The sequence below is a fragment of the Pseudomonas sp. NPDC098747 genome, assembly GCF_044760045.1.
In the GTDB taxonomy this organism is placed as follows: Bacteria; Pseudomonadota; Gammaproteobacteria; order Pseudomonadales; family Pseudomonadaceae; genus Aquipseudomonas.
Window position 1 is genome coordinate 26,049 of the sequence record NZ_JBIWAL010000034.1, and the last position, 21,063, is coordinate 47,111.

The window sequence follows — 21,063 nt, forward strand, 5'->3', positions numbered from 1 at the left end:
AAGCTCGCTCCCACAGGGAATTGCGATCTCATGTGGGAGCGAGCTTGCTCGCGAAGGGTGCGATAAAGATCCTCAGCCAGGCACAACCCTCGCCCGCCGCGCCTTGAGCCCGGCAATCAACGAAGGCCCCAACGCCACCAGCGCCGAACCCAGCACCACCAGCAAAGCCCCGCCATACCCCAGCGCATTGATTTGCTCGACATGCACATATTCCGGCCAGATTCTTGCCGCAATCGCCACCGCCACGAACGTCACCAGCGGCGTGATCGCCAGCGTCGCACTGACCCGCGATGCTTCCCAATGCGCCAGCGCTTCGGCGAATGCGCCGTAGGCAATCAACGTGTTCATGCAGCACGCCAGCAGCAGCCAGCCCTGTACCGGACTCAACTCAAGCGCTTCGAGCGGATGCACCCAAGGTGTCAGCAACACCGCGCAGAACAGGTAAATCACCATCATCACCTGCAACGAATTCCACACCGTCAGCAACTGTTTCTGACCCAGCGCGTAGAACGTCCAGACCGTCGACGCCAACAGCACCAGCAACACGCCGGCGGTGTAGTCCGACAGCGACGTCAACAACTCAGCCAAACGCTGATTGAAAAACAGCCCAAAACCGATCAGCAACACCGCCAGACCAACGCCTTGGCCGATGCTGAAACGCTCCTTAAACACAAACAGACTGGCGATCAACAGCATGATCGGGCCCATCTGCACCACCAGTTGCGCGGTGCCGGGGCTCAACAGATTCAGGCCCATCAGATAAAGCACATAGTTGCCGACCAGCCCGAGCACCGCCATCAGCACCAGCCAGCCGCCCTTGGACCCGAGCACTTTGTGGCTCGGCAAGCGTTTGACCAAGGCCAGATAAATGAACAGGCAGCCGCCGGACACCAGCAGGCGAAACCAGGTGACCGTGACCGGGTCCATCACCAGCAACACCTGTTTGAGTTTGATCGGCAGGATGCCCCACAGAAACGCGGTCAGCAGCGCCAGGAATAAACCGTAGACCCAGCGACCGGATGAAATGTGCATGCGAACCCCAAAGCCTGCTGGCAAGAGCGCTCATTCTAGGCCTGACGACGGGTGCAACACAGGGACAGTTGGGGCCCGGCCGCGAATGAAACTGTGCAGGTCGCAGCATTAAATTGACGCATTGCCGTTGATCGGCTGGTCAGGCGGGCCAAGTGGTTCAGGCATAAGCTCGTTCGATCCAGCCACAGCACTGCATTCGCAAGGAGAACGATCATGTTAGGCATGCGCGCCCAAGACCCCGCCCCCGCCCCCGCCACGCAGTTTCGCAGCGACCGGGTGTGCCGGGTTAATGGCGAACTGTTTTTCAGCACTCGGGAAAATACCCTTGAGGGGCCGTTTGACAGTCACGAGAAGGCTAAGCAGGAGATAAAAGCCTACATCGCGCGGATGCAATTGCAGGATTCCAACAGGTAAGCGGTGTCGATCCAATCGCTGGCAAGCCAGCTCCCACAGGGTTCTATAGTGAACACTGATTTGGTGAACACCAGCAAAACCTGTGGGAGCGGGCTTGCCCGCGATGGCAATCTTTCAGGCCAAACCTATCTCAGGGCTTAACGTACCGCCTCAAACAACCCCGTCGCCCCCATCCCGCCGCCCACACACATGGTGACGATGCCGTAACGCAGATTACGCCGCTGCAACTCCCGCACCAGATGCCCGACCTGTCGCGACCCGGTCATGCCGAACGGGTGGCCGATGGAAATCGATCCGCCATTGACGTTGTATTTGTCGTCATCGATCTCCAGCCGATCACGGGCATACAGACATTGCGAAGCGAACGCCTCGTTCAGTTCCCACAAATCGATGTCAGCCACTTGCAAACCCTTGGCCTTGAGCAGTTTCGGCACCGAGAACACCGGGCCGATGCCCATCTCGTCCGGCTCGCAACCGGCCACGGTGAAGCCACGGAAAAACGCCTTAGGCTTGAGCCCCAGTTGCAGCGCCTTTTCCAGGCTCATCACCAACGTCATCGACGCGCCGTCGGACAGCTGCGACGAGTTGCCCGCCGTGACCGAACCGTCCTCGGCGAACACCGGTTTCAATCCGGCGAGGCTTTCATAAGTGGTGTCAGGACGGTTGCAGTCGTCGCGCTCGACGACGCCATCGAGGATCTGCACTTCGCCGCTGTTCTTGTCCTCGACGCGATACTTCACCGCCATCGGCACGATTTCATCGTCGAACAAACCGGCCGCTTGGGCCTGCGCGGTGCGCAGCTGACTTTGCAAGGCGTAGCGATCCTGAACCTCACGGCTAACGCCATAACGACGTGCAACCACTTCGGCGGTCTGGCCCATCGTGTAATAGATGCCCGGTGTCTGCTGCTTGAGCAGCGGGTTGATCAGGTGATCGGTGTTGACGCTTTTCATCGTCAGGCTGATCGATTCGACGCCGCCCGCGACGATGATGTCGCTGCAGCCCGAGGCGATCTGGTTGGCGGCAATCGCGATCGCCTGCAAGCCTGAGGAACAGAATCGATTAAGGGTCATGCCGGCGGTGCCGGTGCCCAAACGCGAGAGCACCGCGACGTTGCGGCCGATGTTGTAGCCTTGCGCGCCTTCGTTGGAGCCGGCGCCGACGATGCAATCCTCGACACTGGCCGGGTCGATGTCATTGCGCTCAAGCAGCGCGTTGACGCAATGAGCCGCCATGTCATCGGGGCGGGTCTGATTGAACTTGCCGCGAAAGGATTTGGCCAGGCCGGTCCGTACGCTGTCGACGATCACCACTTCACGCATGGCATACCTCATTGTTGTTATCGGTTGAGAGTGGACCTGAGCATAAGTCCACCCCATTACCGACCGCGACAATCATTCACCCCGCGTATGCGTGCCCATCGTTTCAATCCTTGTGCTTTTTGGCCTTCTTGTCGGATTTCTCGAACGCGTCTTCCAGCGCGAGGTTGATCGTTCGCAATACTTTGACTCGTGCCCAGCGCTTGTCATTGGCCTCGACCAGCGTCCACGGCGAGATTTCGGTACTGGTGCGATCCACCATGTCGCCCACGGCCGTGCGATAGGCGTCCCACTTGTCGCGGTTGCGCCAGTCGTCTTCGGTGATCTTGAAGCGTTTGAAAGGGATTTCCTCACGCTCCTGGAAACGCTCCATTTGCGTATCCTTGTCGATCGCCAGCCAGAACTTGACCACGATCACACCGGCATCATCCAGTTGTTCTTCGAAGTCGTTGATCTCGCTGTAGGCGCGCAACCAGTCAGCCGGCGTGCAGAAACCTTCGATGCGCTCCACCAGCACTCGGCCGTACCACGAACGGTCGAACACGGTGAACTTGCCCCGCGCCGGCAGATGCCGCCAGAAACGCCACAGATACGGTTGCGCGCGCTCCTCTTCGGTCGGCGCGGCGATCGGCACAATGCTGTACTGGCGCGGATCGAGTGCCGCCGCCACCCGGCGAATCGCCCCGCCCTTGCCCGCCGCATCGTTGCCCTCGAACACCGCCACCAAGGCGTGCCGGCGCATGCGCTTGTCGCGCATCAGCCTGGACAATCGCGCTTGCTCGGTGATCAGTTGTTCTTCGTAATCTTTCTTTTCCAGGCGCTGGCTCAGGTTGAGGCTGTCGAGCAAGTTCAATTGATCGACCGCAGTGCCCAGCGGCGCGGCGCTGACTTCGTGGGGATGAACGTCTGGACGCTTCAGTGCGCCTTGCAAACCTTCAAGCAGAATCTTGCCCACCGCCAGGCTGCGATAGTTGGCGTCGGCGCCTTCGATGACGTGCCACGGCGCATAGTCGCGACTGGTCCGGCGCAGCACGCGCTCGCCGAATTTGACGAACCTGTCGTAGGTTTGCGATTGCTGCCAGTCCAGCGGACTGATGCGCCAGCTGTGCAGCGGATCGTCGGCGAGGGCCTTGAGCCGCGCCTTCATTTGTTTCTTGGACAGGTGAAACCAGAACTTGAAGATCAGCGCGCCTTCATCGCAGAGCATCTTTTCCAGACGCTCGGCGCCAGCGATCGCCTGATCCAGACGCGGGTCCTTGAACAAACCGTGAACCCGGCCCTGGAGCATCTGGCTGTACCAGTTGCCGAAGAAAATCCCCATCCGCCCTTTGGCCGGCAGCATCCGCCAGTAGCGCCACGCCGGTGGCCGCGCCAATTCTTCATCGGTCTGCTGGTCGAAGGTGCGCACCTCGATCAGGCGCGGGTCCATCCACTCGTTGAGCAATTTGACCGTCTCGCCCTTCCCCGCGCCTTCGATTCCGTTGATCAAAATGATCACCGGGAAACGCTTTTGCTGCTGCAATTCGAACTGGGCTTCGAGCAGTGCTTCACGCAGTGCAGGAACGGCAGCCTCGTAGGTGTCTTTGTCGATGGCGTGACCGATTTCAGCGGATTCAAACATTGGACGGCTCCTTCCAGAATTCAGCAAGACTAGCGGATTGGGCACGGATACAGGGCACAAATTCCTGCCCACCCGAATTACATGCCCCCCCCTGTGGCGAGGGGATTTATCCCCGTTGGGCTGCGCAGCAGCCCCCAAACCATTCAACCCGGTTACTTCAGTCAAACCACATGTGCCGGGTTTGGGGCCGCTGTGCAGCCCAACGGGGATAAATCCCCTCGCCACAGGCGATCTCCACCACAAAAATCCTCATATCCAATCCTGAACCATCGATTGTCCGTGAGCTGTCCGCCATGCGCCTTGCCATGGATCAAGCGCCCTGCGCCCGATCGGCTAGAATGGCCGCCTTGTCGTTGCCGAGCCTGCCATGAAACCTGTATCGCCCCACGCCCAACTCGACTGGGATGACCACGGACGCCCGCGTTCACGAGTGTTCGATGACGTGTATTTTTCCGACCAGTCGGGGCTGGCTGAAACCCGTTATGTGTTCCTGGAACAGAACCGTCTGGCCGAGCGTTTTGCGGCACTGGCGTCGGGTGGACGGCTGGTCATCGGCGAAACCGGGTTCGGCACCGGGTTGAATTTTCTGTGCGCATGGCAAGTGTTCGAGCAACACGCGGTGGCGGGTGCGCAGTTGCATTTTGTCAGTGTCGAAAAGTACCCGTTGAGCCCGGTGGATCTGCACCGCGCTTTGGCATTGTGGCCGGAACTCAAGCCACTGGCCGATCAGCTGCTAACGCATTACGTGGCCATTCATCAGGGCTTCCAGCGCATCACTCTCGCCAACGGTCGCGTGACGCTAACGCTGCTGATCGGCGATGCCCTGGAGCAATTGCCGCAGCTTGATGCGCAGATCGATGCCTGGTTTCTCGACGGCTTCGCTCCGGCAAGAAACCCCGACATGTGGACTGCCGAACTGTTCGCTGAACTGGCGCGTTTGGCGGCGCCCGGCTCGACCATCAGCACCTTCACCAGCACCGGATGGGTACGGCGCTTGCTCAACGCCGCCGGGTTCAAAATGAAGCGCACGCCGGGTATCGGCCACAAATGGGAAATCCTGCGTGGCGAGTTCCTCGGCTGGCCTGAAGGCGTTGCGCCGCCCGCCGCCGAGAAACCCTGGTTCGCTCGCCCAGCGCCATTGACCGCTGAGCGACGGGCGCTGGTGATCGGCGCCGGTCTGGCCGGTTGTGCCACGGCGGCCAGCCTCGCCTCGCGCGGTTGGCAAGTAAGTTTGCTGGAGCGTCACGCGGGCGTTGCGCAAGAAGCCTCGGGCAATCCGCAGGGCGTGCTGTACTTGAAACTGTCTGCCCATGGAACGGCGCTGTCGCAACTGATCGTCAGCGGTTTCGGCTACACCCGACGCCTGCTCGAAACCCTGCAACGCGGCACCGACTGGGACGATTGTGGCGTGCTGCAACTTGCCTTCAATACCAAGGAAGCCGAGCGCCATGCGCAATTGGCCGCCGCGTTCCCGGAAGATCTGTTGCAGTGGCTCGACCAGCCCGAGGCGCAAACCCGCGCAGGTGTCGGCCTGGACCATGGCGGCTTGTACTATCCCGAAGGTGGCTGGGTGCACCCGCCCGCGTTGTGCCAGGCACAAGCGGCGCATCCGAATATCGAATTGCTCAACCATCGCAATGTGCTCGAACTGCGCAAGGTCGCAGACCAGTGGCAAGCCTTCGACGGTGACCGTTTGCTCGCCAGCGCCGCCGTCGTGGTGCTGGCCGGTGCAGCCGAGATCAAGCGTTTTGCCCAAAGCGCGGAGCTGCCGCTCAAGCGCATTCGCGGGCAAATCACCCGTTTGGCGCAAACCGGGCAAAGTCAGGCGTTATCCACCGTGGTCTGCGCCGAAGGCTACGTTGCGCCCGCGCGCTTGGGCGAACACACCCTCGGTGCCAGCTTCGATTTCAATAGCGATGATCTGACCCCGACCACCGCCGAGCATCTGGGCAATCTGGCGATGCTCGAAGAGATCTCCAGCGATCTGGTCTCGCGTCTGGCCATCGGCGAACAGAATGTTGAAGACCTTCAGGGGCGCGCAGCCTTTCGCTGCACCAGTCCGGATTATTTACCGATTGTCGGCCCGCTCGCCGATCGTGAAGCTTTCACACAAGCATATGCAGCGCTGAGCAAGGATGCCCGGCAAGTGCCGGACATCGCCTGCCCATGGCTCGACGGTTTATACGTCAACAGCGGCCACGGCTCGCGCGGCCTGATCACCGCACCGCTGTCCGGCGAGCTGCTCGCCGCCTGGCTGAACAATGAGCCGCTGCCCGTACCACGAAGCGTGGCCGAGGCCTGTCATCCCAATCGTTTCGCGCTACGCCAACTGATTCGCGGCAAGTAACCGCTTACGCATCGGGCATCGCACAGAGCCCCAGATCTACCAAGCGTATCGCGTCGTTGGTCAGGCGCTTGAGCAGCGCTTCCTCGGCCTGCTCTCGCTGGAGCTTGATCGCGTCCATTTTCAGCAAGTAGTCGCCGGTGTCCAGCGTGCTTGCCTTTTCGAACACCTTTTCCATCGCCGGCACGAAAACCTCATCAATGCTGGCGAATTGTCGGGGAATCGTACGCTTGAGGTACTCGCACCAGAACGACTGGCGCGCCATGAAAGTCAGCCATTCGGAAGACAGTTCGGCGGTAATCAGCCTGTCCTTCGCCACTATCAGATCCGCTTCCGTTACTTGACCCAATCCGCTGAACAACATGTGCTGCGGCTGGCCCGGCAGCTCCAGCTCCATGGCAAGCCCGGTGCGATACGCCAGGCTTACCTCCAGAGGATCGGCAGCCGTGTGGATGAGCGCATGTTCACGGGCAATCTGATCCAGCTTGTCCAACCGGAACAGGCCCCGGCCAAGGGCAAGCAAAGGTTTTACGCCACCTCCCTCCTCCGCCAGCCGACTCACGCGGCTCACCTCCACGGCAACTTCCAGATTGCTGAAGTTCACCGCTGCACTGTCAGTGCAATTGATCGGGTTGGCGGCCAGGTCCAGGACTTGTTCACTGAGCGCCGCATCGGATTCAGCGGCCTCCAGCACCGCCCAGACCCGCCGCCGCATATCTTCGTTAACCCGCTGCGAGTCGGCGGTATTGCCCAGTTCCGCCATTAGATGAAACAAGCCCTCGGCCCGCGGGCCGTCATTGAATGCTGCCCAGATCCGGTCACGTCGCGCCCAATCCTCACCCGCGCCATCGGTGAACCACAACGTTCGTGCCTGCTGCTCGTCCAGACGCACACTATCGTTCTCCAGAAAGCCCATGCCGATGCCCACATTATTTCGGTAGTCCTGCAAATGCGTGCGGCTGCTCAACGACAAGGGGTTACCTCGCAGGTCCAGCGCCCTGCTGAAACGTCGCGATGTGCTGAACAACCAATTGGGCAGATCCTTGATTTCGTTATTACGCAGATCCACCCACTCCAGCGACGGCAGGCGCGCCAGGCCACGGGGCAATTCGGTGGCGCCAGTGTCGCGCAGGCTCAGGCAAGTCAGGTCGAACATATTGCTCACGTTCGGCGTCGTCCCCAACGGGTTGCCATTGAGGTTCAAGCTGTGCAGATCACGCAGGTTGCTCAACTTCGTCAAGGTGTACTCAGTCAACTTGATCTGGTTGTTGGCCAGGCTCAAGCGCCGCAGATTCGGCATGTGCGAAAGCACTTCAGGCAAACGAGCGAGATTATTACTGTCCAGTTCCAGCGACTCGACCTGCTTGAAGGACTTGAGGAAAGAAATAACGTCGTCACCTTGATTCATATTTTGCAGCGACAGCTTCTTTATATGATCGAAGTTCAGCTCGGCGGGTAATAGAGGCAATTGGCCAACCCGAAACCCGTCAAGACCCAGCACACAATGGGATATCCCACTTTCATCGGTCGCCAGAAACATCCGCCGAAAACTATCTTCGATCAACTCGGCGGCATACCAACGGCTGCGCTGCACTTCAAGCCACTCGCCGCCCAGCGCTTTAATGTCCGTTTGATCATTGCTCCAGACATCCAGCACCTCGCGCAGTTGCTCCAGGTCACGACGCAACGCCCGCACTCGGGTCGCCCGGGTCAGCAGGTCGCCGCCCAGTTGATCGAGAAATGTACTGGCCTGCGCTTCAGAGAAGCGCGGGTAAAGTTTTCTGACCTTGCGTAGCAACGCACGCGGATGCGACGTCGCGGCTGGCGCAGAATCGCCCTGAATACAAGGAGGCTCACTGACCAGCGGTTTTAACTTGCCGTCGGCCAGTATCTGCGCGCAGGTCTCACGCTCATCCAGCGCTACGTCGAGCAACTTACCGCGCAGCCGCACACTGTCGGCGGCCACAGAGTCAGGAAAACCGGCGGCGATACGCTGGCGAGGCGTTAATGTCTTGAGGATGGCGGCATAGAGACTGTCCGGGCCCGGTACAACGCGACCGAGGGATTTGCCGTCACCGTCGAACGCTTCATAGCCGGCGCTGGACTTGACCAGTGTGCACGTATTCAAGGACGTCGCCGACTGATTGCCGATGGCTTCCAGTACCGGTCCGGTCAGCGTCTTGTCACGTACCACCAGACGCAGCCCTGCGTCCCAGCCACTCAACCGAGGCAGCAACTGGATGGCCAGTTTTTCGCAGTCGGCGTTGGCGACCTGCGGGACGTGGAACCCGCTCAGCGCGCGATCAACCCGAACTGCAGCAATGCCACTGCGAACTCTCTGCCCCAGGTTTAGAGAAACCCGCCCGGTCGATCGCAAATGCATACGATCGACACTCGACGCCTGATCGATCAGGCGCTGGGCATAACGCGCCGGGATGTGGGCAAATACGCTGCGCAATTTCTGCACCTCGCCAGCATCACTCTGGTCATAGCGCTGATACATACGTTCGAAAAACCCTCGACGATCAGCCTTGAATGTCGCCCCCAGCTTCTTCGCCAGGGCCTGTCTCTGGACGCCTGCGCTGACCTTGGCGCCAAGCAATGTATCGACCTCTTTCTGATACAGACCATTGATCACGGTCTGAAGCAGGTGCCCCTCCTCCAACTCTTTCTGGCTGACCACCACACTGAGCGTAGCGTCGCGTGGGGCGTTGGCGGGATAGGTTGCGGTGATCTCACCCATGTCATCGGTGACTTCGATGTAACGATCAGTGGGCCAGCCATGCAGTTTCGGCAGATCGTGCAGTTGTTCCGCCAAAGGCTGGCTGGCGTGAGTCTCACCGCTCTCCAGTTCACGGATCAATTGATCCAGCTGCCGCTCGATCCGCATGCGTTCCACGGTGTCACGCAACCGGACGGACAGCGGGAGATTATCGTTGAAGGCGCGGTGCAACTCATCATGAGTCGAGCCGCCGAGTCGCCGGATCATGTCCAAGTCCTGATCGACGAATTCGCTCAAACGGGGATCGATGCGTTTGAGGGTGTAGGGTGCGCTGTTCCACTGTTCGGCGTCTTCAGACGGAAGCCGCCAGCCACCCTCGACGTGTTGGTCCAGCGTGGGCGCATAGGATTGGGCGCGTTCGGGATGTTCAAGGCGCCAGCGCCTGGCGGCCGAGTCGAATACCCCGACCAATGTCTGGTGGTCGACTCGGCCAACGCTTTTGCCCTGAATCTGGTAAAGCTCCACCGAGTTATCTGCCACCGTGAACCCCACCGGTAGCTGATGCTCGTAAGGCGCGAGACGGGGTCTCCACAGGCGCGGTATACCGCTCGGACCGAGAATGGCGGTGAACTGCGCGAAAAAATCCGGATGGGCTTGCAGCAGTTTGCGTCCCAATGCCCCAACCACCTTCTGCCCCCCTGCGAAGACACCCATCAACGCGATGTTTTCCGCCACGCTGAGCATCTGCGACAGCGCTTCCTGGCGGTCGCCCCGGCGCCAGTCCTCGACCCCTTCGTACACCTGCGCCAGTAGTTGCCCGACCGCGACGCCCATCATCAGTTGCCCGATAACCGGAACGAAAAAACCCGCCGCCGTCGCCACCGTCATTCCCAGTTCGAGAAAATCGAGCAGGCGCTTTTTACGCACGTCTTCATCAATGTCAGCCGTCGGCACAGCGAGTTTACGCGCGTCGATCTGCAACTTGCCGACGTGGCTTTGCACCATGAATTCGAAAAGCGGGACGCTGATCGTCAACTGTTTGATGTGGCCCAGATCAGCGGTCTTGGAGATCGTCTTGAAGAAGTCCGCCTTGTCATCTTCGTCAATGCTGTTGGCCAGATATTCCCGGTAGCTTTTCCCTCTCAGCTTCTGCGTGAGGTACTGCTCGAACGCGGTAAAACTCGCGTACTCGTACAACGGCCGCTCGGGCTCGCCAGCCATGTACACCAGGCACCATTCGTCCGGGTACAACTCGACCGACCGCTCGGCAAACACCACGACGCCCCAGATGCAACTGTCGAGTATTTCGATGCCTTGCATGATCAGTGGCCGATTGCGGTACTTCAGGGTTTTCGCGGATATCACCCCGCCAGCGGTAATCAGCCTTTGTACCGTTTGCAGGCCTGCCGGCGTGATGTGTTGTTTGAGCCCGGCCAGATGAGCGTCCAGTTGCAACAGCTGTTTTTTCATCGTAGCGATGTCGCGGGTCATCGGGCTGGTAGCAACCACCTTGCCAGCACTGTCGGCAAGGCCGAAAACCTGTTGGAAATGCTCCTGGTAGCGTTTGCCCAGGTCCAGTTCGCGACAGAATTTTGCATACGACGCCGGGGTCAACCCGGCCACGCCCGAAGGCGCACTGAGCACGCGCACCCGGCTGCCATCGGGGTAGTCCTCGCCCTCCTCGTCTTCGGTGAAGTTCTGCATCGCCGCTTGCAGCAACGTCTGCGTGGCATGCGGGTAGGTTTCAATGCCCTCGCTGTCGGTCGATGTCGGCGGGCACCCGCAGTCCGCTCCCGGCAGACTCAGCAGGTCTTTTTCAACATCGAACACCACCTTCCACTTGCGACTCAGTGCACTGGTCAACTCGCTGATACAGAACGTGTGCAAGGGTTTGAGCTGGAGCAGATCTTTCTCGACCTTGAGCTGAACGGCATACAGGTCGCGGGCGGTCCGATCAAGTGCGATCAATGTCTCGGCCGAACTTTTGCGCAGTATGTCGGGCAGGCTTTTTTGCAGCGCTTGGGCGCTGTCCAGGTCGCCAGTGGCCTGGAGCAGGACGCTCAGAATCTCGTCAGTCGTCGGCGGTTGCGGTTGCGGTTGCGGTTGCGGCGGGTTCTCTTTCGGTACGGTGGTCATCGGCAATATTCCTTTATTGCAGGCTTGAACGCATAACTTATTCGATATCAAATCAAAATAAAAAACGATAAAAACGATATATCCCACCGTATAAAATCCAGCACAATTCGAGCTTTGCCGTGCGGTATATAGTTATATTAAACTTTCAAAATTCAGCGCAACTTATCCGCCAAACCATTCAATATTGCAGTTATTATTTCTCGACAAAGCCGCCTAGCATTGAGACTTCTTTATGAAATGAGATTTCTTGTATGACTGCGCCAATGGACAAAGCACCCGTCACTCAGACACACGATGACACCCTCGGAGATTTTTACAATGAGGTCAATGACCGGGACAAAGCCAAGACCATCGAAAAGTGTATAACCCACAAATTCACCCATGCAACAAAGCCATGGATTACCCACTATCGATCAACACTTGAAGAGGCATTGCCTTACCAATACTCCTTGGAAAAACTACTACTTACACTTGAGACGCCCAACAAATTCTGCGGCAAAAAACTTCGCGAACGTCTGCGCGAAAAATACGATACCCGGTTCCGAGTGCAGGATAAAATCAAACTTGAGCCCAAGGCCGCCTCGGACAACGTAAAGCACACTTATACTTTGCTTCAGGCAGCCATGTTGAACTTCACCGATACCGAATCCGCAGAAGGTCATTTCTCGGCCGACAGCGTGACGTTATCCGATCCACAGGATGCACCGGCCGAAGGTCCCTTGAGCGAAACGATTACCGCACAGGAATTTGCGGGACTGAGCCGCAGCCTCGATCTCGGTCAGGCATATCAAAGAAACATAACGCAAACCTTTGAAGTTTCCAGTGTTCAGTTGCAGGGTATGCGACTTGCCAAACTCAATATGAAGCTGGCGGCCTACACAAAATATTTCAGTGGCAATATCCACCAAACCTTGCGACAAATGCTTACTCAATTCACCCAAGGCAACGATGATATTTCCAACGGCGACCTATTTAACCGCTCGCCCATCAAACTGTGTTCAGTTCAGCTTTTCGGCAAGTACGTTATCGACGCAGTCCTGATCATATGCCGCATGACTAATGAGTCTCCTAAGGACAGCTACATACTCTACATACCCAATGATCCGGGGCTTGGCTTTTACAAGAACGCTAATGAAGATGACTGCCGGACCAGCCTGACTGTCAACATACTAGGCACACCATTACTACAAAGTCTGATCACATCAGGCTTAAACAAGATCGACCAGAAAGCGTTCCAGGCAACACTAGGGGAAAACACTATGTCGCTCACAGAGGACATCACTTTCGCCCCGATAAACACAGGGCTGTTCAACTATTTATTCAGTCGTCACATCCACAAGCTCTCCTCGGATGTCAAGCAAGTCGCTGTACCTTTAGCCGGGGTCGAAGACTCAATCCATCGAAGGCGACATGCAATTCATACCCCCCAACGCGCGCCGCTTTCCGAAACACTGATTTACGACTTCAGCAAACGAATGCTTACTTCGGCGACGGACACGCTGCTTGGCGAAGTGTTTACCGGCGTAGAGGACTGGACCAGTGTCGAAAAGCAGAGGGCGGTTTTGAAGGTGTTGGAACTGAGGGAGTTAACCTCGACGGATGATGTCAATGACGACAGCTCTGATGTTCAAAGCGCTGATGCACGAACTGCGTTGATTGAATACTTCAAGGAATTCGAGCTGGAAGAGCACTCGGGCCTCGAAAAAAACGAGCATTTTCTTTGGAAACGCACGCTGCCAGGGTACGAGCAGCGAGCCCATGTAGAGACCCGGGTCAAGGACCAAGCCGACGTCTATAAAGATGATCACAGGGTGCTCTACTTCAACAACAGGCATTACATCAGGATCTACGGCAGTGTTTATGAAGTTGAGCGAGATCCCCTCGCCTGGCGCATTCGCCATCCCGTCACTGACAGCGCCTATCGCCCACCGCTGGTGTATTCGCCCAGTAGCGGCTGGAGCTTGCAATACAAGCGCAGAGTGCCACGACGCATTGAATAGGGGATTGACCCAACTTCCTGCTTATAACTTATCGTTCTAAAACTCCATTTACCGGGGCGGGTCAGTTTCTGAGTACCCGCCCTTTTGGCGAGGTAGCGTTCGACCCCTCCCCAACGGAAAAACCGGTAAGGATTTTATGTGTGGATTAGCTGGCGAGTTACGTTTTGATCAACAACCTGCAGACCTTGCAGCCATTGAAAGAATCACCCATCACCTGGCCCCTCGCGGCCCTGACGCGTGGGGTTTCCATGCCCAAGGGCCGATTGCCCTGGGCCATCGTCGCCTGAAAATCATGGACTTGTCGGACGGCTCGGCGCAGCCGATGATCGACAGTCAATTGGGCCTGTCCCTAGCCTTCAACGGGGCGATCTACAACTTCCCCGAATTGCGTGCCGAGCTTGAAGCACTGGGCTACGCCTTCTATTCCGGTGGCGACACCGAAGTGCTGCTCAAGGGTTATCACGCCTGGGGCGAAGCACTGCTGCCCAAACTCAACGGCATGTTTGCCTTCGCCATTTGGGAGCGTGATGCAAAGCGTCTGTTTATCGCCCGTGACCGACTGGGCGTGAAACCGCTGTACCTGTCGCGCACCGGCCAGCGCTTGCGTTTCGCCTCGGCGCTGCCGGCGCTGCTCAAGGGTGGCGACATCAACCCGATCCTTGATCCGGTGGCGCTCAACCATTACTTGAATTTCCACGCGGTGGTGCCCGCGCCGCGCACGCTGTTGGCCGGCATTGAAAAGCTGCCGCCAGCCACCTGGATGCGCGTTGAAGCCGATGGCACCACCGAGCAGAAAACCTGGTGGACCCTGCCCTACGGCCCCCACGAAGACGAGAAAAATCTCAACCTCGAAGACTGGGTCGACCGCGTACTCGACAGCACCCGCGAAGCCGTGGCGATCCGCCAACGTGCGGCGGTGGATGTCGGTGTGTTGCTGTCCGGCGGAGTCGATTCGAGCATGTTGGTCGGTCTGTTGCGTGAAGTCGGTGTGGAAAACCTGTCGACTTTCTCCATCGGTTTTCAGGATGCCGGTGGCGAGCGCGGCGACGAGTTCCAGTATTCCGACCTGATTGCCAAGCACTACGGCACCCAGCATCACCAACTGCGCATCGACGAGAAAGAGATCATCGAGCAACTGCCCGCCGCATTCCGCGCGATGAGCGAGCCGATGGTCAGCCACGACTGCATCGCCTTCTATCTGTTGTCCCGCGAAGTGGCCAAACACTGCAAAGTTGTGCAGAGCGGTCAGGGTGCCGATGAATTGTTCGCCGGTTATCACTGGTATCCGCAAGTGGATGGCGCAGCCGATCCTTATGCGGCGTATCGCGACGCGTTTTTCGACCGCAGCTACGACGATTACGCCGCCACCGTGCAACCGCAATGGTTGACTGCCCACGACGCCGCCGGTGACTTCGTGAAGGAACACTTCGGCCAACCCGGCGCCGATGCGGCGGTGGACAAAGCCCTGCGCCTGGACAGCACGGTGATGCTGGTCGACGACCCGGTCAAACGCGTCGACAACATGACAATGGCTTGGGGCCTGGAAGCACGCACGCCGTTTCTCGACTATCGACTGGTCGAACTATCAGCGCGCGTACCCGGTAAATTCAAGCTGCCGGACGGCGGTAAACAGGTCCTGAAAGAAGCCGCGCGTCGAGTCATTCCGAGTCAAGTGATCGACCGCAAGAAAGGCTATTTCCCGGTGCCCGGCCTCAAGCATTTGCAAGGCGACACCTTGAACTGGGTGCGCGAACTGCTGCTCGATCCGAGTCAGGATCGCGGCCTGTTCAACCCGGCCATGCTCGACAAATTGCTGACTGATCCGCAAGGCCAACTGACCCCGTTGCGCGGCTCGAAGCTGTGGCAACTGGCAGCCCTGAACCTGTGGCTCAGTGAACAAGGAATCTGATTGATGAAACCCCACGCCACGGCCATTAACCAACGCCTGCTACGCGGCCAGACACCGTCGTATGAACGTTTGCAGGCGCGTCTGGCTGAAGACGGCAGCGAACTCGCCACCGCCCCGATTGCCGTGCATTGCGGCTGGGGCCGGTTGCTGATCGGCCACACCTTTCCCGACCCGGCGTCATTGGCCCAAGAGCTGCTCAACGAACAGCCGGGCGAGCGTGATATCGCCTTGTACGTCGCCGCACCGCAGCAAATTCTCGGGCTCGAACCGACGCAATTGTTCCTCGATCCGTCCGACACCCTGCGCCTGTGGTTCAGCGACTATCGTCAGGCCACCCGAGTGTTTCGCGGCTTCCGCATTCGTCGCGCACAAAGCGAAGCGGACTGGCAGGCGATCAATCAGCTGTATCAGGCGCGCGGCATGTTGCCGATCGATGCCGCGCTGCTCACCCCGCGTCATCAGGGCGGCCCGGTTTACTGGCTGGCCGAGGACGAGGACAGCGGCGCGGTGATCGGCAGCGTCATGGGCCTGAATCATCAAAAAGCGTTCAACGATCCGGAAAACGGCAGCAGCCTCTGGTGCCTGGCGGTTGACCCGCAGTGCTCGCGGCCCGGAGTCGGCGAAGTGCTGGTGCGGCACTTGATCGAGCACTTCATGAGTCGCGGCTTGAGCTATCTGGACCTCTCGGTGTTGCACGACAACCGTCAGGCGAAAAACCTCTACGCCAAACTCGGTTTCCGCAACTTGTCGACCTTCGCGATCAAGCGCAAGAACGGCATCAATCAACCGCTGTTTCTCGGCCCCGGTCCCGAAGCGCAGTTCAATCCGTATGCGCGGATCATCGTTGAAGAAGCCCATCGGCGCGGTATCGATGTGCAAGTGGATGACGCCGATGCCGGCCTGTTCACCCTCAGCCACGGCGGGCGCCGCGTGCGTTGCCGCGAATCGTTGAGCGACCTGACCAGCGCGATCAGCATGAGTCTGTGCCAGGACAAAAGCCTGACCCACAAAGTGCTGAAAGCCTCCGGGCTGAAACTGCCGTCGCAGCAACTGGCGGGTAATGCCGACGACCATTTAGAGTTCCTCGATGAGCATCAGCGGGTGGTGGTCAAACCGCTCGACGGTGAACAGGGTCAGGGCGTGGCCGTGGATTTGCAGAGCATCGAGGAGGTGCAGCAGGCCATCGAAACGGCGAAGCAGTTTGACAGCCGCGTGCTGTTGGAGAGCTTTCACGAAGGCCTGGATCTGCGGATTCTGGTGATCGGTTTTGAAGTGGTTGCAGCGGCAATTCGTCGACCGGCCGAAGTGATCGGTGACGGTCAGCATTCGATTGGCGCGCTGATCGAAGCCCAGAGCCGACGCCGCCAAGCGGCCACGGGCGGCGAAAGCAAAATCCCGCTGGACCATGAAACCCAGCGCACGCTGCAAGCGGCGGGGTTCGACTACAGCAGCATCTTGCCGGCCGGCGAGCATCTGTTCGTAAGGCGCACGGCGAATCTGCACACCGGCGGCACACTGGAGGATGTCACGGCGATTCTGCATCCGACGCTGGTCGACGCTGCTGTGCGTGCGGCACGGGCGCTGGACATCCCGATGGTCGGCCTCGATCTGATGGTGCCGGCGGCGGATCAGCCGGAATACGTGTTTATCGAAGCCAACGAACGGGCCGGGCTCGCCAACCATGAGCCGCAGCCGACGGCTGAACGCTTTGTGGATTTGTTGTTTCCGCACAGTCAGCCGGCTGTTTCTTGATTATGCGGCGTCTGAACTGACGCCTTCGCGAGCAAGCTCGCTCCCACATTTGAAATGCATTCCCCTGTGGGAGCGAGCTTGCTCGCGAAGGGGCCGCCTCAGGCGCCACAAATCCACTCTTCTCATCGAAACCATCGATGTGCTCAACCCATCAGGAGTTTCCATGACCTTCCAAATCCCCGAACCAGATCTCAACTACCTGCAAAAAGTCCTGCTGGAAATGCTCGCCATTCCCAGCCCGACCGGTTTTACCGACACCATAGTGCGTTACGTCGCCGAGCGTCTGGAAGAACTCGGCATTCCCTTCGAGATGACCCGACGCGGCACCATTCGCGCCACCCTCAAGGGTAAAAAGAACAGCCCCGACCGCGCCGTTTCCGCGCATTTGGACACCATCGGTGCCGCCGTCCGCGCGGTCAAAGACAACGGTCGCCTGACCCTCGCACCGGTCGGCTGCTGGTCGAGCCGTTTTGCCGAGGGCAGCCGCGTCAGCCTGTTCACCGACAACGGTGTGATTCGCGGCAGCGTGTTGCCGCTGATGGCCTCCGGGCATGCGTTCAACACTGCCGTGGATGAGATGCCGATCAGTTGGGATCACGTCGAACTGCGCCTGGACGCCTACTGCGCGACCAGAGCTGATTGCGAGTCGCTGGGCATCAACGTCGGTGACGTAGTGGCGTTCGATCCATTGCCGGAATTCACCGAAAGCGGCCACATCAGCGCCCGTCATCTCGATGACAAGGCGGGTGTTGCCGCGCTGCTGGCAGCACTCAAAGCCATCGTCGACAGCGGTCAGGAACTGATGATCGACTGTCATCCGCTGTTCACCATCACCGAGGAAACCGGTAGCGGTGCAGCGGCGGCATTGCCGTGGGACGTCAGCGAGTTTGTCGGCATCGACATCGCACCGGTCGCGCCGGGTCAGCACTCCAGCGAACACGCAGTGAGTGTGGCGATGCAGGATTCCGGCGGGCCGTATGACTATCACCTGTCGCGGCACTTGTTGCGCCTGGCCAGTGAAAACGAGCTGCCGGTGCGCCGCGACCTGTTCCGCTACTACTTCAGCGACGCGCATTCGGCGGTGACCGCCGGCCATGACATCCGCACTGCCCTGCTCGCCTTTGGCTGCGATGCGACTCACGGCTATGAGCGCACGCACATCGACAGCCTGGCCGCGCTGAGCCGCTTGCTCGGGGCGTACATCCTGAGCCCGCCGGTATTCGCCAGCGACGCGGCACCGGCGAATGCTTCGCTGGATCGCTTCAGTCATCAGATCGAGCACGACACGCAGATGGAAAGCGATACGCGCGTGCCGCCGGTGGATAGCCTGGTGGGGCAGCGTTCAGACAATTAATCCAGATGTTGTAGTGACATGACTGACCCCATCGCTGGCAAGCCAGCTCCCACAGTTATTTGGGTGGAACACAACTCTTGTGTACAGCATCAGTCCATGTGGGAGCTGGCTTGCCAGCGATGAGGACGGCCCGGGCGACACAAAACTGGCAGGCGAACATCAATCGCCGTAGCATCCCGACATTGATTTAGCCGAGGTGCCCATGCTCATCCCTTACGACCAACTTGAAGTCGACACGCTCACCCGCCTGATCGAAGATTTCGTCACCCGTGACGGTACCGACAACGGCGACGACACTCCGCTGGAAACCCGCGTACTGCGTGTGCGTCAGGCGCTGACCAAGGGTCAGGCATTGATTGTCTTCGACCCGGACAGCGAGCAGTGCCAGTTGATGCTCAAGCATGACGTGCCCAAGCATTTGTTTGACTGAAACCTCAACGGGCCTTTTCCAGTGCCTGTTTGCGTTGGATCCGCTCATAGACTTCCGCGCGGTGCACATTGACCTTCTTTGGCGCCTCGACGCCAAAGCGCACGCTGGAACCGTTGACTGACAGAACGCGCACGGTGATGTCGTCACCAATTGAAATCAACTCACCAACGACACGACTGAGTACAAGCATGAGATTCGTCCTTCAGGATTAGCAAACCCTGAAGATGCGCGGCTTGCAGCGGCGGTTCAATGCATCGCGGGCAAATCAGTAATGCCCTACAACACAGCAGCGCGCCGCCCTTCAGACGTTTCCCGCAAATCGTTAAACACCCTTCCCTCAAGCGGCAGAAAAGCGTGGCCCGAACAGAATCACACTGGCTCCGATCACGCACAGCGCCACGCCGATCCAGTCCGAACTCAATGGCCGAACCCGCTCGACCACGGCCAGCCAGCCTATAGAAGCCACGATGTAGATCCCGCCGTAAGCGGCATAGGCGCGCCCGGCGTAGGCCGCTTCAACACGCGTCAACAACAGCGCGAACAGTGTCAGGCTGAGCAGCGCCGGAATCACCCACAAAGCACTTTTGCCCTGACGCAGCCACATGAAGAAGGCGAAACAACCGGCGATTTCAAACAACGCCGCGAGAAAGAACCACAAGTAATTGAGCATTGACGCGTCTCGACAGGGTGACCATTGCGGTCACCCTAACGACGGGGCGTGCTACGGACAAGATCAAGCGTTGTTTTGTTTGGCCTTGGCGCGCATTTTCTCGGCCATGGAGGTCATCTCGTTGTAGAGCAACTGCGGATTCTTCTGTTTGATCGCCCAGGCCATGCGCCCTTGTTCGTGGGGCAGGATCATGAATTCACCAGCAGCTACTTGCTGATAGATGTAGTCGGCGATGTCCGCGGCGCTGATGGGCGAACTTTCCAGCAACTTGCCGACCTGGGCTTTCATCGCCGGAGTCGGGCCACGGAACGAGTCGAGCAAGTTGGTCTGGAAGAACGACGGGCAGACCACATGCACGCCGACTTCCTGTTGTGCCAGTTCGATCAACAGGCTTTCCGACAGTGCCACCACACCCGCCTTGGCCACGTTGTAGTTGCTCATGGCCGGGCCTTGCATCAATGCCGCCATAGAGGCGATGTTGATGATCTTGCCTTTGCTTTGCTCAAGCAGTGGCAGGAACGCTTTGCAGCCCTTGACCACCCCCATCAAGTTGATTGCGATCTGCCAGTCCCAGTCTTCCAGCGACAGTTCGCTGAAGAACCCGCCCGAGGCGACACCGGCGTTGTTGACGATGATATCGATGCCGCCCAGCTTCTCTTCGCAGGCCTGGGCGAACGCGGTGAGCTGGCTGTAATCACGCACATCGCAGCGCTGGATAAAACCGTCGCCGCCGGCCTCGCGCACCATTTTCAGGGTTTCTTTCAGGCCGGGCTCGCTGACGTCGGACAAGGCCAGTCGCCAGCCTTCACGCGCCCAGCGCAGCGCGATTTCGCGACCCAGGCCTGAGCCCGCGCCAGTGATCATCATGCGATTTTGCATAACAGACAGCCTTGTTGTTCCGAGGAAGATGCGCCGAGTGTAGCGAAGGAACAGCGGCCACCCACGCTCCATCAGATTGCTGAATGGTGAGGGCAAACCGTGGCGTAAAGATCAAAAGATCGCTGCCTCTAAAAGGAAATAAGCGAGCAATCCAAATACATTAAAAAAACTTTGAATTTTCTTTCATTGGCGCCGGTCGGAATTTGTAAGCCGTCTGGATTTACTTAGTCTCCAGTCGCCCTAGAACACCAAGACTTCTCGAACGCTATCAACAAGGAAATCGCCATGGGCACAATTCTTATCATTATCCTGATCCTGTTGCTGATCGGTGGTCTGCCGGTCTTCCCGCACTCCAGAAGTTGGGGTTATGGTCCTTCGGGCATTATCGGCGTGGTGTTGGTCGTGCTGCTGGTGCTGTTGTTACTCGGTCGGATATAACGATCTGACAGGCAAAAAAAGAGGCCCTTGAAAAAGGGCCTCT

At 58.7% G+C, this 21,063-nt stretch carries 15 protein-coding genes; 8 read left to right on the forward strand and 7 right to left on the reverse strand.

Annotated elements, in window-relative coordinates; translation table 11 throughout:
- Positions 1–72 precede the first annotated feature (72 nt).
- Positions 73–1,032, reverse strand: a complete 960-nt coding sequence (locus tag ACIQVE_RS19570; RefSeq protein ID WP_402811124.1) for a DMT family transporter — start codon at positions 1,030–1,032, stop codon at positions 73–75.
- Positions 1,033–1,245: 213 nt separating this feature from the next.
- Here ACIQVE_RS19570 and ACIQVE_RS19575 point away from each other — a divergent pair, with 213 nt between their 5' ends.
- Positions 1,246–1,446 carry a DUF6316 family protein gene (locus ACIQVE_RS19575; protein ID WP_402811126.1) on the forward strand — a complete coding sequence of 67 codons (201 nt, stop codon included), beginning with the start codon at positions 1,246–1,248 and terminating at the stop codon, positions 1,444–1,446.
- A gap of 137 nt (positions 1,447–1,583) precedes the next feature.
- Here the strand turns inward: ACIQVE_RS19575 and ACIQVE_RS19580 are convergent, their stop codons facing one another.
- Both ACIQVE_RS19580 and pap read right to left on the reverse strand, forming a co-directional pair.
- On the reverse strand, positions 1,584–2,768 hold the full coding sequence (locus tag ACIQVE_RS19580) for a thiolase family protein (protein WP_402811128.1): 1,185 nt from the start codon (positions 2,766–2,768) through the stop codon (positions 1,584–1,586).
- A gap of 103 nt (positions 2,769–2,871) precedes the next feature.
- Positions 2,872–4,386: a polyphosphate:AMP phosphotransferase gene (gene pap, locus ACIQVE_RS19585; RefSeq protein ID WP_402811130.1), complete on the reverse strand. Its 1,515-nt coding sequence runs from the start codon at positions 4,384–4,386 to the stop codon at positions 2,872–2,874.
- 367 nt (positions 4,387–4,753) lie between these two features.
- Between pap and mnmC the strand changes: the two genes are divergently transcribed.
- Complete coding sequence (gene mnmC, locus ACIQVE_RS19590) at positions 4,754–6,733, forward strand: bifunctional tRNA (5-methylaminomethyl-2-thiouridine)(34)-methyltransferase MnmD/FAD-dependent 5-carboxymethylaminomethyl-2-thiouridine(34) oxidoreductase MnmC (protein ID WP_402811132.1); 1,980 nt, start codon at positions 4,754–4,756, stop codon at positions 6,731–6,733.
- Between the two features lie 4 nt (positions 6,734–6,737).
- Here the strand turns inward: mnmC and ACIQVE_RS19595 are convergent, their stop codons facing one another.
- On the reverse strand, positions 6,738–11,588 hold the full coding sequence (locus tag ACIQVE_RS19595; RefSeq protein WP_402811134.1) for an NEL-type E3 ubiquitin ligase domain-containing protein: 4,851 nt from the start codon (positions 11,586–11,588) through the stop codon (positions 6,738–6,740).
- A 251-nt stretch (positions 11,589–11,839) separates the two neighbouring features.
- Here ACIQVE_RS19595 and ACIQVE_RS19600 point away from each other — a divergent pair, with 251 nt between their 5' ends.
- From ACIQVE_RS19600 to ACIQVE_RS19620, 5 genes are all read left to right on the forward strand, one after another.
- Positions 11,840–13,588 (forward strand): dermonecrotic toxin domain-containing protein, encoded by a 1,749-nt coding sequence (locus ACIQVE_RS19600; protein ID WP_402811136.1) that lies wholly within the window; start codon positions 11,840–11,842, stop codon positions 13,586–13,588.
- Positions 13,589–13,724: 136 nt separating this feature from the next.
- Positions 13,725–15,497 carry an N-acetylglutaminylglutamine amidotransferase gene (locus ACIQVE_RS19605; RefSeq protein ID WP_402811138.1) on the forward strand — a complete coding sequence of 591 codons (1,773 nt, stop codon included), beginning with the start codon at positions 13,725–13,727 and terminating at the stop codon, positions 15,495–15,497.
- A 3-nt stretch (positions 15,498–15,500) separates the two neighbouring features.
- Positions 15,501–17,249 (forward strand): N-acetylglutaminylglutamine synthetase, encoded by a 1,749-nt coding sequence (gene ngg, locus ACIQVE_RS19610; RefSeq protein ID WP_402811140.1) that lies wholly within the window; start codon positions 15,501–15,503, stop codon positions 17,247–17,249.
- Between the two features lie 163 nt (positions 17,250–17,412).
- Positions 17,413–18,603, forward strand: coding sequence for an osmoprotectant NAGGN system M42 family peptidase (locus tag ACIQVE_RS19615; RefSeq protein ID WP_402811142.1), 1,191 nt, complete (start codon positions 17,413–17,415; stop codon positions 18,601–18,603).
- A 202-nt stretch (positions 18,604–18,805) separates the two neighbouring features.
- Positions 18,806–19,033 (forward strand): YheU family protein, encoded by a 228-nt coding sequence (locus tag ACIQVE_RS19620; protein WP_010461751.1) that lies wholly within the window; start codon positions 18,806–18,808, stop codon positions 19,031–19,033.
- Positions 19,034–19,037: 4 nt separating this feature from the next.
- Here ACIQVE_RS19620 and csrA read toward each other — a convergent pair whose 3' ends face one another.
- The 3 genes from csrA to ACIQVE_RS19635 all read right to left on the reverse strand — a co-directional run bounded on the left by csrA (position 19,038) and on the right by ACIQVE_RS19635 (position 20,582).
- Complete coding sequence (csrA, locus tag ACIQVE_RS19625; RefSeq protein WP_402811144.1) at positions 19,038–19,223, reverse strand: carbon storage regulator CsrA; 186 nt, start codon at positions 19,221–19,223, stop codon at positions 19,038–19,040.
- A 147-nt stretch (positions 19,224–19,370) separates the two neighbouring features.
- On the reverse strand, positions 19,371–19,703 hold the full coding sequence (locus tag ACIQVE_RS19630; protein WP_135296321.1) for a YnfA family protein: 333 nt from the start codon (positions 19,701–19,703) through the stop codon (positions 19,371–19,373).
- A gap of 63 nt (positions 19,704–19,766) precedes the next feature.
- Entirely contained in the window at positions 19,767–20,582 is an 816-nt protein-coding gene (locus ACIQVE_RS19635) for an SDR family oxidoreductase (protein WP_402811147.1), read from the reverse strand.
- A 279-nt stretch (positions 20,583–20,861) separates the two neighbouring features.
- Between ACIQVE_RS19635 and ACIQVE_RS19640 the strand changes: the two genes are divergently transcribed.
- The gene (locus ACIQVE_RS19640; RefSeq protein WP_191626519.1) at positions 20,862–21,020 is read left to right on the forward strand and encodes a DUF3309 family protein; all 159 of its coding nucleotides are present in this window, start codon (positions 20,862–20,864) and stop codon (positions 21,018–21,020) included.
- Positions 21,021–21,063 lie beyond the last annotated feature (43 nt).